At 62.0% G+C, this 16,539-nt stretch carries 19 protein-coding genes; 3 read left to right on the plus strand and 16 right to left on the minus strand.

The annotated features are described in order from the left end of the window. Positions 1-6: 6 nt before the first annotated feature. The 11 genes from HWX36_RS18910 to HWX36_RS18955 form a co-directional block, all read right to left on the minus strand. Positions 7-261, minus strand: coding sequence for a type II toxin-antitoxin system RelE/ParE family toxin (locus HWX36_RS18910; protein ID WP_010111085.1), 255 nt, complete (start codon positions 259-261; stop codon positions 7-9). 10 nt (positions 262-271) lie between these two features. Continuing rightward, a complete protein-coding gene (locus HWX36_RS18915) occupies positions 272-730 on the minus strand; it encodes a hypothetical protein (protein ID WP_175953588.1) in 459 nt (152 codons plus the stop codon). A 113-nt stretch (positions 731-843) separates the two neighbouring features. Continuing rightward, positions 844-1,695: a site-specific integrase gene (locus HWX36_RS18920; RefSeq protein ID WP_175953590.1), complete on the minus strand. Its 852-nt coding sequence runs from the start codon at positions 1,693-1,695 to the stop codon at positions 844-846. Positions 1,696-1,782: 87 nt separating this feature from the next. Beyond that, complete coding sequence (locus HWX36_RS18925; protein ID WP_175953699.1) at positions 1,783-2,562, minus strand: hypothetical protein; 780 nt, start codon at positions 2,560-2,562, stop codon at positions 1,783-1,785. A gap of 768 nt (positions 2,563-3,330) precedes the next feature. Then, positions 3,331-4,719 (minus strand): type II secretory pathway protein, encoded by a 1,389-nt coding sequence (locus HWX36_RS18930; RefSeq protein ID WP_175953592.1) that lies wholly within the window; start codon positions 4,717-4,719, stop codon positions 3,331-3,333. Next, a complete protein-coding gene (locus HWX36_RS18935) occupies positions 4,716-5,621 on the minus strand; it encodes a zonular occludens toxin domain-containing protein (RefSeq protein ID WP_175953594.1) in 906 nt (301 codons plus the stop codon). The genes HWX36_RS18930 and HWX36_RS18935 overlap by 4 nt, the downstream gene beginning before the upstream one ends. Beyond that, positions 5,618-5,899, minus strand: coding sequence for a DUF2523 domain-containing protein (locus tag HWX36_RS18940; RefSeq protein ID WP_175953596.1), 282 nt, complete (start codon positions 5,897-5,899; stop codon positions 5,618-5,620). Before HWX36_RS18940 ends, HWX36_RS18935 begins: the two co-directional genes overlap by 4 nt. Next, positions 5,896-7,689, minus strand: a complete 1,794-nt coding sequence (locus tag HWX36_RS18945; protein ID WP_244136448.1) for an IgG-binding virulence factor TspB family protein — start codon at positions 7,687-7,689, stop codon at positions 5,896-5,898. Before HWX36_RS18945 ends, HWX36_RS18940 begins: the two co-directional genes overlap by 4 nt. 79 nt (positions 7,690-7,768) lie before the next feature. Next, on the minus strand, positions 7,769-8,089 hold the full coding sequence (locus HWX36_RS37220) for a major capsid protein (RefSeq protein ID WP_244136449.1): 321 nt from the start codon (positions 8,087-8,089) through the stop codon (positions 7,769-7,771). A gap of 66 nt (positions 8,090-8,155) precedes the next feature. Continuing rightward, positions 8,156-8,365 (minus strand): major capsid protein, encoded by a 210-nt coding sequence (locus HWX36_RS18950; protein ID WP_172848187.1) that lies wholly within the window; start codon positions 8,363-8,365, stop codon positions 8,156-8,158. 84 nt (positions 8,366-8,449) lie between these two features. Next, entirely contained in the window at positions 8,450-8,752 is a 303-nt protein-coding gene (locus HWX36_RS18955) for a cellulose synthase (RefSeq protein WP_175953598.1), read from the minus strand. A gap of 412 nt (positions 8,753-9,164) precedes the next feature. On the opposite strand from HWX36_RS18955, the gene HWX36_RS18960 reads away from it, so the two are divergent. Further along, complete coding sequence (locus HWX36_RS18960; protein WP_244136450.1) at positions 9,165-9,407, plus strand: hypothetical protein; 243 nt, start codon at positions 9,165-9,167, stop codon at positions 9,405-9,407. Positions 9,408-9,535: 128 nt separating this feature from the next. Further along, positions 9,536-10,024 carry a helix-turn-helix transcriptional regulator gene (locus tag HWX36_RS18965; RefSeq protein WP_175953600.1) on the plus strand — a complete coding sequence of 163 codons (489 nt, stop codon included), beginning with the start codon at positions 9,536-9,538 and terminating at the stop codon, positions 10,022-10,024. Positions 10,025-10,275: 251 nt separating this feature from the next. Here the strand turns inward: HWX36_RS18965 and HWX36_RS18970 are convergent, their stop codons facing one another. Beyond that, positions 10,276-10,461 (minus strand): hypothetical protein, encoded by a 186-nt coding sequence (locus tag HWX36_RS18970; protein WP_175953602.1) that lies wholly within the window; start codon positions 10,459-10,461, stop codon positions 10,276-10,278. 121 nt (positions 10,462-10,582) lie between these two features. Here HWX36_RS18970 and cysC point away from each other — a divergent pair, with 121 nt between their 5' ends. Then, a complete protein-coding gene (cysC, locus tag HWX36_RS18975; protein ID WP_244136451.1) occupies positions 10,583-11,125 on the plus strand; it encodes an adenylyl-sulfate kinase in 543 nt (180 codons plus the stop codon). 186 nt (positions 11,126-11,311) lie between these two features. Here cysC and HWX36_RS18980 read toward each other — a convergent pair whose 3' ends face one another. The 4 genes from HWX36_RS18980 to hutG all read right to left on the minus strand — a co-directional run bounded on the left by HWX36_RS18980 (position 11,312) and on the right by hutG (position 16,498). After that, positions 11,312-12,748, minus strand: a complete 1,437-nt coding sequence (locus HWX36_RS18980) for an aspartate aminotransferase family protein (RefSeq protein ID WP_175953606.1) — start codon at positions 12,746-12,748, stop codon at positions 11,312-11,314. 37 nt (positions 12,749-12,785) lie between these two features. Next, on the minus strand, positions 12,786-14,123 hold the full coding sequence (locus HWX36_RS18985) for a glutamine synthetase family protein (RefSeq protein ID WP_175953607.1): 1,338 nt from the start codon (positions 14,121-14,123) through the stop codon (positions 12,786-12,788). A 12-nt stretch (positions 14,124-14,135) separates the two neighbouring features. Continuing rightward, positions 14,136-14,942, minus strand: coding sequence for a gamma-glutamyl-gamma-aminobutyrate hydrolase family protein (locus tag HWX36_RS18990; RefSeq protein WP_175953608.1), 807 nt, complete (start codon positions 14,940-14,942; stop codon positions 14,136-14,138). 758 nt (positions 14,943-15,700) lie between these two features. Beyond that, a complete protein-coding gene (hutG, locus tag HWX36_RS18995; RefSeq protein ID WP_175953609.1) occupies positions 15,701-16,498 on the minus strand; it encodes an N-formylglutamate deformylase in 798 nt (265 codons plus the stop codon). Positions 16,499-16,539: the final 41 nt, after the last annotated feature.

Below are 16,539 nucleotides of genomic sequence, written 5' to 3' on the forward strand. Positions count from 1 at the left end.
CCAGCTTCAGTCCGGCCACTGTTGCCGGGCATGCTTCACGCTCAGAACCTCCACCACGTCCGCATCAATGCTGTACACGACAACGTAGTTGTGATGCACCACCATCTCTCTCGTTCCGGAAACGCGCCCCACTCGGTACAGCTTCGGGCGAGCCCTCAGCCCCTCGACCTTTTCACGGATCAGCTCTACCAACGCTAATGCAGCATCCGGATCGTCCTCCCCGATAAACTCCAAGATACCCAACAGGTCTGCCTCGGCCATCGGCCGCCATTTAAGTCTTAGCACGCTTCCCCTTTCGCATCCCTTCGACACGAGCCAGAGCCTTTTTCATTACGTCCTCATGCTCGATGCTCGGGCGCGGATCGTCAATCGACGCCTGCACCTGCTCGCGCAACCATTTGTCATAAGCCGCCGCATTCGCGTGCGTCTGCTTCATCGCCTCTGCGCGATCCGGACGGCTAGAACGTTCGATCTCTACCTCATCCGGCCGCCACGCTTCGAGCGAGAAACGCCCCGACTGCAACCCAAGCTCGCGGATCACCTCAAGCGCCTTGACGGGGTTCCGGAACGCGCGCGGCCGACGATTGTTCGAAGTGACCAGCACAGCCGTTCCGGCCGTCCGCGTCTCCAGCTCGACGTAAAATGAACCGCCCTCGGCTTTGAGGACAGCGGACAGGACGCCTCCCGCGTGTGCTGCGGCAGCAGCCTGAGACACATCTAACGTTTTCATAGCACAACCTTTAGAAGATAACGGCACGATCTATAATACATCGTGCCACACTCAATAGCATTCCGCCCCCTTTATTTGACGTAAAACCTCATCCAGTCGTCACCGCCTCACGCCTAGGCGTGCAGCGTCCGCACCGCCTCGCGCCCCATATGCGGGGCCAGATGCGCGTACCGCTCCGTCACCGTGATCGATGAGTGACCGAGCAAATCCTTCACGACGTACAGCGACACGCCCGCCATGACGAGCCAAGAGGCGAAGGTATGGCGCAAGTCGTGCACCCTGAAATCGTCGATCCCCGCGCGAACGCACGCGGCGCGGAAACCCTTCTGAATCGTCGTCAGGCGACCGCCCGACGCCACCGCGAACACCCACGGCGAACGAGGCACTGTCACCCGCACCCACTCTCGCTGATGTCTTAACGCCGCCATTGCCTCATCGTTCAGCGGCACAACGCGACGCTTACCGTTCTTTGTATCGCGCGGCTCCAGCGACAAAACCGCTCGATCAAAATCCACCCGCGACCATTCGAGCTTCAGCAGTTCGTTTTTCCGGCAACCGGTATGCAAAGCAAGACGAATGAAGTTTGGCAAATGCGGCCGACGTGCGAAGCGTGACGCACATATCACCAGTGCGTCAGCGTCCTGCCGACTGATCCACCGAACCCGAGCCGCCCCAGACGACATAGCCAGCTTAATAACCGGATTCGGTAAATCGGGCCGATCATATTCCAATCGCACAAAATTTATCGCCGCAGAAAAAACCCTCAATTCACGCTGTATTGTCGATTCCTGAACACCATCCGCCTGCCGAACTGCAATGTACCGCCTCACGTCGGCCCGCTTCAGCACGCACAAATCCCTGTCAGAAAAATACGGCCTGAGCCGCTTCAATGCGTACAGATCACGTTGCCTGCTTCGATTATTTTTCGACGCGAGGTATACGTCTATTACTTCTTCGAATGTCATTCACCAGCCCTCTCACGCCGTTGAATCCGAATAATATCGACATTTAAACCCACAGCGCGAATCAATAATTAATTACCAATATTGATTCTAATTTTCTCGCGTCGATAACCAGAACACCCCTAACTCTTGCCGCCAAAATGCCTGACAACGATCCAATGTCGCACCCGCTCGCAATGCCGCCTTAAATGCAGTCTTCAATGCCTCGGCAGGATCATTCGCCGTGATGTGATCGATCGGCATGACTTCCGGGACGACCACGCCGCGGCTCGTCCAGTACCGCTTTTCGTTCAGCGCGTGCTCCGCGAAATCCTTGGTGATGTACTTCGCGAGATAGGCCGCGAGCTTGTGCCGCAGCCCCTTTTCCTTGAACGGATTCCGCACGTTGACTTGACCGTTGCCGACGCCCACGATGCTTTGCCAGATCGAGCGCAGCACGCGGTAGTTCTGACGGCCCTTGACGGCGACGTGCAGGTGCCATGCACCGCGCTTCTGACGTTCCGGCGTCGCCACGTATTGGAAGCTAGAGAGCTTCGACAGGCGGCGGCGCAGCGCGTCGAAATCACGCTTCAGGCGGGCTTTGTCCTGCATGTTCTCGCGGTACGTCAACGTGATCATTCGATCCGCTCCAATCGCTTTACAGCGGAGCCGCACCTGTTGCTTGGCGCGTTTCGCTGCGTCCATCAGGTTCGATTCGCTGTTCTCCGACTCGCCGCGCTTCGCCTTGGGCATCGCATTCAACGACAGCGCGCCCATGTAGCGATCGAACCGCGTCGCCGTCACTTCGACCTGACCGTCTCCAAAATTCCGGCCACGGATCACCCACTCTCTACGGAACGGCGAGTAATCGCCTATACTTGCGTCGTGCATTGCAATCACCCTTGTAATGCGCTGTTTCACCAAGCCCTGACCGTTGCCGCGTTCAGGGCTTTTCTTTTTTCCGAACTGCCTACTGTCCTTGCTCGGCCTCGCCCTATGCCGGCGTCCGTGTCCCGTATCCGTTAAGTGTCCCTGATACAAGTTTAGGGGCCGCGCTGCGCGCGGCCCGCCCGGCGCGCTCTGCTGCGCTGGGCGAGCCGCCCGCAGCGATAACCCCACCCCTCTACCCGCAACCGCCTATGCCCGCGCCTATCGCGCCGGAACCACATACGCCACAGCGGGCTTTCAGGAGGGAGGGCGTTTCCCTGCCGTGCCTTCGACACCGGCCATCGCGAGTACCCGCTACTCGGTCCGGCTGGCCGCGCTGAGCCGCGCGACAACCGCCACAACTCCGCAACCAAGCCGTCGCCCTACGTCGCTGCGATCCCGGCCGGACACTCCTGACGCTGGACGGTGCCATCGCGCCGCACCGGCTTACAATCTCGCCTACTACAAAAACCGAGGGGCCACAAATGGGCATGTACGACCGAGATTGGTATCGCGAGGAATACAAGGAGAAAGAGAAGCGCGCGCAGCAGGGGCATACGTCACACCGTGCGCCCACTCCAACCGCACCACCGGCACCGCCCCGCCCCAAAGCCACCACCACCACATACGAGCTTTCGCCGCTCAAAATCGCGACAATCGCGCTGACAGCCGGGGTAATCGCGTACTTTCAAGTATCCGGGTTCCTCGACCTCATCGATCCGCCGACCGCGATCAAATCCGTTGCACCTGCAGAACCAACAGAACCTCCGTCCGCTGCTTCGAGCTTGACCGACCATCAAGAAAGCTCGGCAGCCACGCGTAACCGCTACGCGCCGTCACACTCCGATCCTGAATCAGCCCGCCCAGCACCACGACCTCGCCGTCCGCCAGCCGTGTGACGGTCTGCAACTGGCGCGTATTCTTCGTCGGTGACGTATCGACGCCGGTTTTCGTCGCGACGAAATCGGAGATTTCCTCATGCACGCGCAGTTCGATCACGTCACGCATCACGGTTGGCTCAACGTCGAAAATCAACCCGGCGTCCTGATACGTGATCGACTGAACTGGCGTGCCGCTCGACCCTTGGTAGCTCACGCTCGATTGCGTCGGCACTTGCTGCCCGACGTTCAGGCGCACACGCTCACCTGACGCGATCCGCACATGCGGCGAACTGATGACCTTGAACCGCGAATCCGCATTGAGCGCGGATATCGCCGCATCGATACCCGGCCCGGTGAATCGCATTGCGCTCGAGTCGGACGACGTGTCACCGCTCGAGATGCGAAGCTGACCGCCCAAAGCTTTCGCCGCGATGCTCCACGCGGTATTTGTCGAATCGGTGTTGGTCACCTCATACGCCCAGCCGCGCACCACCACCTCACCGGGTGCCGTGTCCAGCTCGGGAACCACCTTGTGCAGCATGGCAACCTCATCACGCGAACCGACAATCACCAGATCGCCGCCGCGTGCCTGCACCCCGCCCGCAAGCTGATGCATGCCCTGCACGCCGTTCGTCGCATCAACCGGCGCAGAACCCGGCACCTGCACCGAACCAGCCGTCTGCACCGGCGTAGTGATAGCCGGGGCAACCGGCAACATCGAGCGCGCACCTATCAACGGTTCGATCATTTCGCGCAGATAGTCAGCCTTGCGATGACGCGGCTTGTATACAAAGACCTCCTGCTCCGCTTTCGGCAACGCAGCGCCCGGCTTCTTCATCACGTAATCGACGCCGTTTTTCGTGGCGACTTGGAAACCGAGCGAATCGAGGAAATCCACCATCACGGCGCGCACGTCGCGATTGTTGTCGTCCAAACGAAACGACACGATGCGATTGTCGGAAAGCACGTCCGGCCCAAGCACATACGGCGTATGCATCGCGTCCTGATAAATCAAATCGACCACCTGCGCGACCGTCACGAACCGCAGATCGAACGCAGCGCCCCGCACATGCCGCAACGGGATCGGCACTGGTGCCGCAAGAAGTGGAGCCGCAGGCGATGCGCTATTCATCATGCTCGCGTCGATCGGTACGGTCGGCAGCGGTGGCACCACGCCAGTAGCAGCCACACAAGCGCCCGACAGCATCAACGCCCCAATCACCACGCCGTACCGCGTCATTTCACACCCCCGGTTTGTTCTATTTTTCCGACCTGCACACCCGTCCAGCCCGCCACCGTCTTGCCGTCGGCCTCACCTGCCAAACTCACGCCCTGCCCACTGAACCCGTTGAGCGGTACGGTGCGCAACCGGCTATCCGGCGCGACCAACACGACATAGTTCACCCCATCGACCGAGTAACGACCGGCAAGCCGCCATTCCGACGACTTAGCCGCCTCAGCGGGACGCGCAGCTGTTGCAGCGTTGCCGGACGCAACAGGCTCGACACGCTTCACCGGCTCCACACCAAACCCGTCTTGGGCCTTGTGATAGACCTTCACGGCCAGCACGACGAACAGCACAGCCCCTATCGGAAGAAGAAACAGCGCCTTGGGAATGACTGCCTGCTTCTTCGTATGGACTTCCGCACTGGTGTAGAGCTTGAACACGTCGCGCGGATACGGCCATTGTGTTTTGACCGCATCTTTCAAACTGCTCGGGTTGTGGCAGTGATCCCACTCATAGAGCATCGCCCGCTTCAAGCCGAACAGGTTACGCACATGCACGTGACGCCCAACCAGATCGCGGACCGTCTTGCTAATCCGCTGCGGATGCTGCGTGATGATGATGAAGTCAACGCCCATATGCCGATGGACGTGCAGTTGCTCAACATCCGGCGTCGGCTTCTGACTCGCCGTCGTCGGCGGATAGATGCGTTGCGCCTCATCGATGACAATCAGGTCGTGCGCCTGCGCATTCACATGCCATTGCCGCAACCACGGCTCGTCAATCTCGACGTGCTCGATAGCCAGATCGCGAATGCCGTCTACAAGTACCCGGCGATCCTTGGCGATCTTCTTGAGCAGCCAAACCGCGTAGAGCGTCTTACCGCTACCCGGCACCCCCGTTATCAGTGTGATCATTTGCTGAACACCATTTTCGTCGTCGACGTGAGCAGGTAGAACGACACGCGAGCCGACAGGCCACCGAGCACGTACGCGATGCCTTCGCCCACACCACCGAGCGCAAGCACGTTCGCGATATCCGAGGGAATTCCGCCTACGCTCGCGGTCATCCACTCGATAACCTGATTCATCGCCACATCGACCCCCGTGACGGTCACAAAACCGATGCCGAGCGCGAGCAATACGCGCGTGAGGATCGGACCGACCAGCGATACCAGCAGACTCGCCCAACTCATGCCATCAACCCCGTGACGAAGATAAGGCCCGCCGCGAGCGCGCTAAGCAGAAGCACCAGCGGCCTCAGCTTCGCCGCCAACTCACAGACCGGGGCGTAATCGAACTTAAGCGGCGCGCCAAACACCTCGACCTCAAAAGGTTGCGGGCAGACACCGTTAGTCAGACCAATCGAAATTGGCGACAACGAAATGCTTTTCGAGTCTCTCTTCACGTCTACATCGTTCGCACTCCCGAGCGGAGCGCAAGCGGATGCATCGGGATATAGTGCGCAGAACTTTTGGTCCGGTTTCGGATTGGGGTTTGCGCCCGGATCGGTTCCGGGATTCGTGCCGGGATTCGTACCCGGATTGGTTCCGGGGTCCGTGCCCGGGTTTGTACCGGGATTCGTACCGGGATTCGTACCGGGATTCGTACCGGGGTTCGTACCGGGGTTCGTACCGGGGTTCGTACCGGGATTCGTGCCGGGGTTCGTACCGGGATTCGTACCGGGATTCGTGCCGGGATTCGTGCCGGGATTCGTGCCGGGATTCGTGCCGGGATTCGTGCCGGGATTCGTGCCGGGATTCGTGCCGGGATTCGGATTCGTAGCCGGGTCGGGCTGAATGATGGGGCTGATAACGACGTGCTCGCCCCGATGTGCGGGAGCGGTGAACAGATCGCCCAACGTCGGCACCTGCTGCGGATTCTCTTTGACCCACGGTTCCACTAACCCGCTGTACACCCGCTCATATGGCAGCCCTTTATAGTCCGGGTCTGCCGCCGCACGCCTCCACGTCTCGTCCACAAGCTGAGCAATCGTTGACGTCGGCAACGGTAGCGACGCAACCTTAGACGGAAGCTTTGGCCAGAGCTTCGATATATCTTCGGCCACTAGTCCCGGCACCAGTTCTTTCCGGTATTGAAACAAGCTGTATTGGTAGGTGTTGACGTAACCAATATAGGGCCCCCTCCTGCCCTCGCTGTCCACACGGCTCTTTGCCCCGGTCTCTGTGGCGTACATCCGGATCGGGTTGCCCGGTATGTTCGATACTGGCGCGAAGAACAGACGCACCGAACTGACGTTATCGTCATCACCAGGGCAGCCAGCAGCCAACCCACAATGTCCGTTGTAGTAGTGCACGTACCAAGTGAACTGGGCAGCCTGATCCAACGTACTTGGAAGGATGTCGTGGTACCCGCGGGTGAGCCAAAAGTTAGCGGTAGTCATGCCAGCCCCCGGCGTAAACGGGTAAGCGTTGCACACCGGGTCCTTCTCTGGGCAGTAGCCATTGCGATAGGTCGGAATACCCGCTTGCGCCGCCCATAGCTCGGGTGCCAACAATTTCTTGTAAGTGGGGTCCACCCCAGCGGCGGGCGGCGGTATAGCCACGTAGCTATCACCAACACTAGCTGGCGCCTCATCAACATCGATCGATATCGACGCTTCGTTCCACTTGATGTTGGCGAAGCCGACTTGCAGGGCCGCGCCGACCGCGATGATGCCCGCACCCGCCAAAATGGTTGCCCAAACTGGCGCGCCTGCGAATGCAAGGACAGCGCCCACCCCTGTGCCGACGACGTTAAGCGCCGTTGACGCCTTCCCCATACCCGCAAGCGTTGCTGCAATGCGCGGGTCGTTCGCCGCAAAACCGCGCTGAATCGCAATACGCGTGACAATCGCCGCCTCAGCGCGATTGATCACGAAACTCTCTACCGGCGCGAGCAGTGCCTGTGCATGCGCCTGCTGATTGCACATCATCGCGAACGCGGCAAACAGCGCCAACCAGACTCCCCGGGTCTTCTTTCGCATACTCACACCATCAAGATCAATGCAGCGCCATAGATCGTCGCGACCGTGACGCCGAACACCATGCAGTACCAAAGCATGACTAGCTCTCCGAAGCAGATTCAAGAAACCGGCGCAGCGAGCGAAAGCCGAACGCGACGGCGAGAACGAGGAACACCGCGCCCCCGACCTCCAAGCCCGCCCCAACCCCGCCCGGGACAGGCGCATCGCCAATCGCTCCGCCGTTGACCAGCGTCAAATGCGCGACCTGCTGCACACCGGCCGCCCCATCCGACAACGTGCAAGGCACCTGAGCATCCGTCGCGGCACCGGACGCCGCGCCACATACCACCACGTCTATCCCTTGCGCTGCGTGAACTCCCAAGGCAACGCTAAGCAGCGCGACACACAGCCACCGTTTCATCCGATCCACCCCATGAAAAAGCCCCCGGCGCGTTGAGGCATACCGGGGGCTCGTCGCGCAGCGCGATTAGCGGCCGATGAAACCCTTGACCACACGATAGCCATACGTCACCGCTGCGAGCGCCAGCACCGCACCGCCGACGAGCGCGACGTTCGGGCCGATGCCCTTGATCGCGTCAACGACCGGCCCCACGTCCATCGTCGGCATTCCCTCGCCTGCTGCAAATGCGCCCGCGCTCGCGACCGCCGTAGCTGCTGCTGCAATCAGTTTCTTCATGTTCTTTCTCTCTCAGGTTCTGGCCCGGGTGTAGTGGGGTCGTTCGGGCGGGCCAGCTTCGAACGACCGATTGCCCGTGACGGGCTATGCGCTTGCGTTCGCCGCCGGTTTCGCGGTCGGTCGGCCGAACGGAACGAGCGAGACGATGCGGGGCTCCAACTTGCCCTCCATCGACTGTTGAAGCGCGAATTCCGCGAGATACTCGCCAGCCGGGGAGTCTTTCAGCGCATTCGGCAGGTTGATCGTGCCGACGAGAATCTGCTTGCCGTCACTGCTCTCCTGCTCCAGCACGCATTGCGCCGTGTGGATTTCCCACGGCTGGTTGGTGCGCTTCGAGATACCACTACGCGCGACCACTTGCAGAATCGTCAACTTTTGCTTTGCCATCGTCGTTCCTTTGTCTAGGACTACTATTCACGTTGAACGGAGTCACTTGGACTCCGCATGCATGCGCGACGAACGCGCTAATCGAAAAAGGTGGACGCTAGGTCAGCCGTCCACAAAACACCGCACTATCCGAGGGTGAGAGGCGGTGCGGTGGGGTTACAGGGGAAACGGGTTTCGAGGCTGGGAGACTTCCACCGGAACCAGCGTGCAGAGGTCTGGCTTGCGGCCTGCCCGACGCAGAGCAGCGCGGGCCTTTTCGCGAGCACCCTCAACACCTCGGGCGCTTACATCGATGACGGCAACGCGGTTGTGACCGCACTGCGTATAGGCATGAACTTGGTATTTCGGCACCACTCACCCCCGCTCTGTATGTTAAAAATCGTCTCATACGACTTGAACAACAACAGGCCATATGAGCTACAACCAATCCGCTTCATATACTGCCGAGCAAGGCATCAGCCAACTACCCGGCAACATCGCGCAAGCTTGGTATCTGCTACCGACGAACACCAAGATCCTGATCACACTTGGGCTGGTCGCCGCGTATCTCGTCATTCGGTCCGCCTACCGGAAGGCAAAACTCCGCAAGCAACGCGACCTCGATCCGATCAAAAAAGCGATCTACAACCCCAAGCAGTTCCGCCGCCCGCGCTGACTCATAAATTGGGGCCAGATTCTTCCGCTCCCCAGAGCCTGATAGACTGCGAACATTCACGGATTTCGTAAATTTACGGTATTCGTAAATTGTATTTACGGGAGCCGTAAATTGTCAAGAGCTATCGTATGAACATTTCTGACTTGATTGAGCAAGCGCGGTCGTCGACCGGTTCGCTAGGCGCGCTAGCGGAAGTTATCGGCAAGCCTCAGAGCCGCATCAGCGAGTGGAAGAAGGGGACGGGCAAACCGTCCGCGACGGACATCATGTTGATGGCCGAGGTGGCCGGTTTGCCGCCGCTGGAAACGCTCGCGGAAGTGGAAAGTCAACTGGACGCGGACCGTGCTTCGGTCTGGCAAAGAGCACTCAGCAGCCTACGCGCGGCCAGCGTCACCGCCGCACTCGCCCTCTTGGTCTGGACGGGTTTGGGGATGGCACCCGACCACGCGCAGGCCTCCATCGCCTATCCAGATAGCTCGCTGCCTTCACACGGCAGGGGTCACTGGTTCGATCCCAGTACCGCCCACCAAAGAATTCAAGGCCCTGCGTTTCACGACGCAGGGCCTTTTCGTTTTGATGCGCCGGATTCAGCACCCACCTGCGCAGACTCGCCTTGACCGGCAGCCATCGCCTCCTCCACGAATCCGCCATCTCGATCAACACGCCCCTTCGTTACCGGCGCGCCGATTTGCGTCTGCAGGCAATCACCGTCGGTCCGGCCAACGCACTGAAGCGCCGCGCGGCTTTCCGACAATAAAGCCACGCTACCAATCGGACGCCAGTGCAGGAACCCTGCCCTCGAGCGTTGCCTGGCCACTGACGCGCGTCGATTCACCAAACACCATTAACGCGTATTGGTCGATGCAAATCAGAAAAATGCGCCATCAACGGCAAAATCGCCCATTTCTTCGCGCATCAAGCCCCGTCGGCTCAATGCCGTCGCCCGGTCCGGCGCACGAACAATGTTCAGACATTTCATTCGAGCCGATAACATTCTTTCAACACGAAAGACAGTAAATTGCCAGTGTAATTTTTGGTAATTGTTATGTAACATTTGTATAAATCCGGATGCATAGAATCCTTACACCAAATAACAGCCAGCCAAATCGGCATCGCATTTAGGCACGACATCATGACTTGCGATGGCGAGAGTTGGCGATAGCGATTGCACACCCATGTCCCCAGAGCAGAACGACTACACACTCTGGCTTACCGGTCTGAGCGGCGCCGGCAAGTCAACCCTCTCGCGCGAAATTGCGGCGCAATTGCGCGCACGCAATATTCCGACATGCATCCTTGACGGCGATGAATTGCGGGCAGGCATTTCTCCAGATCTCGGCTTCTCGCGGGAAGATCGTACCGAGAACTGCCGTCGCACCGCCGAGATCGCCAAGTTGCTCAATAGCCAGGGCTTCATGGTGATCGTCGCCCTGATCTCGCCTTACGAGGCCGACCGGCAGCAGGCACGACAGATCGTGGGGGCGGGTCGGTTTGTCGAGGTCTACCTGAAAACCGATATCGCCACTTGCTCCGCGCGTGATCCGAAGCAGCTTTACGCAAAGGCGATCACCGGCCAGACAACGCAATTCACCGGCATCTCGGATCCCTATGAAGTACCGACCGCGCCTGATCTCGTCGTCGAAACGGGATCGATGGATATTGCATCGTCGGTAGCGCTCGTCATGAATTTCGAACGGCAGCGATTCGCGCACGCGTAATCCCGCCCCTTCGTTACCACGCATCCGAACAACAACGCACTGTGTTCCGTTGATCGTGCCACCTCAGCGGTCGACACGATTGACGGACATCCTCCGTGCTGGGGAACGTCACGACCCGTCGCAAGAAAACCGCTCGGCGGTCCGGCGGCGCGCGTCCGCACGAACACTGGCCGACGTGTCGCACGACTATCCCACCCGCTCCGCCGTCGCATCGAACGCGCGCTTCGCCTTGTCGACGATCTCGTCGACCTCCGCCTCGCGAATCACGAGCGGCGGCGACAGCAGCATCCGGTCGCCGGTCGCGCGCATGATCAGGTTGCCGTTGAAGCAGAAGTCGCGGCAGATCGTGCCGATATCGACGTTCGCACCGAACCGCTCGCGCCGGTTCCGGTCGCGCGCAAGCTGAACGCCCGCGACCAGCCCCGCTCCCGCAATCTCACCGACGATCGGATGGTCGCCCAGCGCATCGCGCAGCCGGCGCTGGAAGTACGGCCCGATATCGCTCTTCACGCGCTCGACGATCCCTTCGTCGCGCAGCAGCTTCAGGTTCGCGACCGCGACGGCCGCGGCAACCGGGTGGCCCGAGTACGTGAGGCCGTGGTTGAATTCGCCGTTGTCGATGATCGGCCGCGCCACGCGCTCGTGAATGCCGACGGCGCCCATCGGCACGTAGCCCGACGTGAGCCCCTTCGCCATCGTGATCAGATCGGGCTCGAAGCCGAAATGCTGGTGTGCGAACCATTCGCCGGTGCGGCCGAAGCCGCCGATCACTTCGTCGGCCACCAGCAGGATGTCGTACTTGCGGCAGATCCGCTGGATTTCCGGCCAGTACGTCGACGGCGGGAAGATCACGCCGCCCGCGCCCTGGAACGGCTCGCCGATGAACGCGGCGACGTTCTCCGCGCCAAGTTCGAGGATCTTCGCTTCGAGCTGCTGCGCGCGGGCCAGGCCGAACGCTTCCGGCGTTTCGCCGGCGGCCGCTTCGCCGAAGAAATACGGCTGGTCGATATGCACGATGTGCTCGACCTTAGACGGCATCTGCTCGTGCATGTAACCCATCCCGCCGAGCGTGCCGCCGGCGATCGTCGAGCCGTGATAGCCGTTCTTGCGCGAGATCACATATTTCTTCCGCGGCTGGCCTTGCACGCGCCAGTACTGGTGCACGAGGCGCAGCACGGTGTCGTTGCCTTCCGAGCCGCTGTTGCAATAGAAGAAGTGGTTGAAGCCGGCGGGCGTGACTTCCGCGAGCATCGCGGAGAGTTCGATCACCGGCGGGTGCGTGGTCTTGAAGAACGTGTTGTAGAACGGCAATTCCTGGATCTGGCGATACGCGGCGTCGGCGAGTTCCTTGCGGCCGTAGCCGACGTTCACGCACCAGAGGCCGGCCATCCCGTCGATCACCTTGTTGCCGTCCGAGTCCCACAGGTAGACGCCGTCGGCCTTCACGATCACACGGCTGCCCGCGCGGTTCAGCGCGCCCATGTCGGAGAACGGGTGAATGTGGTGCGCGGCATCGAGCGCGCGGTATTCGGCGGTCGTGCGCGCCTGCGTCGCGCGGGGCGCTGCGGCCGTGGCGCTCGGCGCAGCCGGCTGGATCCAGGCAGAGTCGTTGCGGTAAGTCATGTTTCCTCCGTGATTCCGTATTCGGTTGTGTGCACGCTCAGACGTGCAGCAGCAGATGGCGGCGTTCCCACGAGCTGATCACGCGGAAGAACGCTTCGTATTCGGTTTCCTTCAGCGCCAGATAGGCCTTCACGAACTTGTCGCCGAGAATGCCGGCCAGCGGCGTGCAGGCCGCCATCAGCGAGATGCCCTCCTCGAGATTGCGCGGCAGCTGGTACGGCAGGTTGTAGCCGTCCGACGCGATCGGCTCTGTCGGTGCGAGCTGCTGGATCAAGCCGAGATAGCCGGCCGCGAGCGTCGCGGCGAGCGCAAGGTAAGGGTTGCAGTCGACGCCCGGGATCCGGTTCTCGATACGGCGCGCCGACGGGTCCGACTGCGGGATGCGGAAACCGACCGTACGATTGTCGTAGCCCCACTGCACGTTGATCGGCGCGGCCATGAAGCGCGACAGTCGGCGATACGAGTTGATGTACGGCGCGAAGATCGGCATCAACGCGGGCGTGTACTTCTGCAGCCCCGCGAGATAGCTGTGGAACATCGGCGATACGGCACCGTCCTCGTCGGAGAACAGGTTGCGCGCCGTGCGCGCGTCGGCCAGGCTCTGGTGGATATGCATCGCCGAGCCCGGCTCGTCCTGCATCGGCTTCGCCATGAAGGTCGCGTACATGTTGTGGCGCAGCGCCGCCTCGCGCACGGTGCGCTTGAACAGGAACACCTGGTCGGCCAGCGACAGTGCGTCGCCGTGCATGAAGTTGATCTCCATCTGCGCGGCGCCGACCTCGTGGATCAGCGTCTCGATATCGAGCCCCTGCATCTCGCAGTATTCGTAGATGTCCTCGAACAGCGAATCGAACTCGTTCACGGCCTCGATCGAATACGACTGCCGGCCGGTCTCCGCACGCCCGGTGCGGCCGACGGGCGGACGCAGCGGCAGGTCGGGATCGGCGTTCATGTCGACGAGATAGAACTCGAGCTCGGGCGCAACGACCGGCTGCCAGCCTTTCGCCTGGTACAGGTCGAGCACGCGGCGCAGCACGTAGCGTGGCGAGATCTCGACCGGCGAGCCGTCGAAGTGCACGCAGTCGTGAATCACCTGCGCGGTGGGATCGACGGCCCACGGAATCAGGCAGATCGTCGACGGATCGGGCACGCACACCATGTCGGGATCGGTCACGCCGGTCAGCGTGCCGTCTTCCGGATAGTCGCCGGTGACGGTCTGCACCATCACGGCCTGCGGCAGGCGCATCGATTCGCCGGATTCGAACTTGTTGCGCGGAATGATCTTGCCGCGCGCAATGCCGGCCATGTCGGGAATGATCGCCTCGACCTCGGTGATGCGGTGCTGTTGCAGGAATTCGCTCAGTTCGGGTTGCATGATCGGCCTCTATCAGTCGACGTCGGATGCGGCCGGCGACGGCATCGCGCCACCGGCTGCATGAATGCGATGCGTCATGCGCGCGCGGCACGCCGCGCCGAATGCCGCGAAGATGTCGCGCGACAGCGGCTGTTCCGCGTAGCGCCATTCGGGATGCCACTGCACGCCGAGCGCGAACGCGCGTGCGCCGCGCACACTGATGGCCTCGACCAGCCCGTCGGGTGCGCTGGCTTCGACGACGAGCCCCGCGCCGAGCTGCGCGATGCCCTGGTCGTGCAGCGAATTGACCGTCGCCTCCTGCGCGCCGCGCGCGACCCGCTGCAGCAGGCCGCCCGGCGCGAACCGCACGACATGCGCGGGACCGTACTGCCGCTCGAGCGGATCGGCTGGCCGCTCGCGGTGATCGTCGAAGCCGGTCGTCGCGTGCAGCCGCTGATGCAGCGTGCCGCCGTAGGCGACGTTCAGCTCCTGCATGCCGCGACAGATCGCGAGCACGGGCACGCCCGCATCGATCGCCGCACGGACCAGCGGCAGCGCGGTCGCGTCGCGCGCGGGATCGTGCAGCGTGTCGGGCGCGCTCGCGGCGCCGCCGTAGTGATGCGGTTCGACGTTCGAATAACTGCCGGTCAACAGCAACCCGTCGATCGCCGCGACGATCGCGTCGGCCGGCTGGCGCGCGCCGAGCGCGGGCAGCACGAATGCGAGTGCGCCGGCGCCGTCGACGAGTGCGGCCAGGTACTTCTCCCCCGCCGCGTGGTTCGGATGCGCACCGCGCAGGATGCGGTCGGCGGTGACGGCTACGATCGGGCGCGCACGCATGGGCGTCTCTCCGGTAATCGCGCGCGATACGTCCGCACGCGGGACGATGAAGGGTCGCGCCGGCGCCGCACGCGCGCACCACGACGCGGCGCATGCCCATGCGCGACCCTGCCGCGCGGACGATGCGGCATCAGGCGGTGCGACCCGGAACGGAAGCGGAAAACGACGCTAGGGCAACAACGATGCGCTGCCGTCGCACTGCACCGCGCTGAAGACGTGCGCGGTCACGAGATTGAAGCGGCGCAGGCCGCGATGGGAAATGGCGAAGCGACGAGGCTCGCGTAAAGGGGCGGCATGCGTGCCGCGATCAGCATGCCGGATCGGCCCGGCCTGAGGCGGCGCGCCCGCCGACGGACTTCGCGTCCGGCGTATCGAAGGGCTGGCGGCTTTCACGATCGTACTCGACTGACTGATGAATGCAGGACACGTGTCGCAACGAAGCGCATGCGGCAATGCCGCGCGGCGGCACGTCGGCGAGGCGTCTCGCGGCGCATTCCGGCGCGGTGCGGCCACGATCGATGGCCCCGCCGCACGTGCGCGCGTGACGATTTCCTGACATTCAGCTTATATCACCTAAAAATGGCGTCAAATTTTCAGGTGCCGATGACGACATCGGTCAGACGAAAGCCACACGAAAAAAACGGCATCGATCCCGTGGATCGATGCCGTGTGGTGCATTGCATCGGTGCGGCAGGCTGCGTGCCGGCGGGCTGCGGCGCACCTGCGCCACCGCGCTGCCGCATCCGTGCGGCCCGTGTTCAACGATGCGCGAGCGCGGTCTCGACGAGCGTCTGCAATAGCGGCACTATCCGCGCCGCGCGCGCTTCGTCATACGTGTAAGGACGCGTCTCTTCCATGTAGGTGATCTGCGACAGCTCGAGTTGCACGGCCTCGACGCCGGTATCGGGCACGCCATAGTGACGCGTGATGTAACCGCCCTTGAAGCGCCCGTTCGCGACAGCCGTATAGCCGCCATGTTCGAGCACGCGTGCGGCCAGCGCCTCCGCCAGGCCCGGTGCGGCACTCGCGCCGCTCGACGTGCCGAAGTTGAAGTCGGGCAGGCGACCGTCGAAGAAGCGCGGCACGTGCGAGCGGATCGAATGCGCTTCCCACACGAGCACGCGGCCATGCTCGCGCTTCAGGCGCGCCACCTCGCTTTGCAGCGCGTCGTGATACGGCAGCCAGTAGCGGTCGCGGCGACGCATGATCTCGTCGTTGCCGGGCAACGCGTTCGCCGGATACAGCGGCACCTTGTCGAACGTATCGACCGGCACGAGCCCCGTCGTGTCCTGCCCCGGGTACAGGTTCTCGTTGTCGGGCGGACGATTCAGGTCGACGACGTAACGCGCGTGCGACGGAACGAGGATCGATGCGCCGAGGTCGGCCGCGAATCCGTACAGCCGTTCGAGATGCCAGTCGCAATCGTCGACGAAACGCGCGTCGGCCGTCATCGTCGCGGCGATGTCGGCGGGGATGTGCGTACCTGCGTGCGGAATCGAGATCAGCAGCGGCAGCGTGCCCTGCTTCAGCGTGAATACAGCCGGTTGTTCAGTCATGTCGCATCACCATTGGAGGTCTGCCGGCGCACGCTTGCGGC

The sequence above is a fragment of the Burkholderia sp. BCC0405 genome, from assembly GCF_902833075.1.
Taxonomy (GTDB): Bacteria; Pseudomonadota; Gammaproteobacteria; order Burkholderiales; family Burkholderiaceae; genus Burkholderia.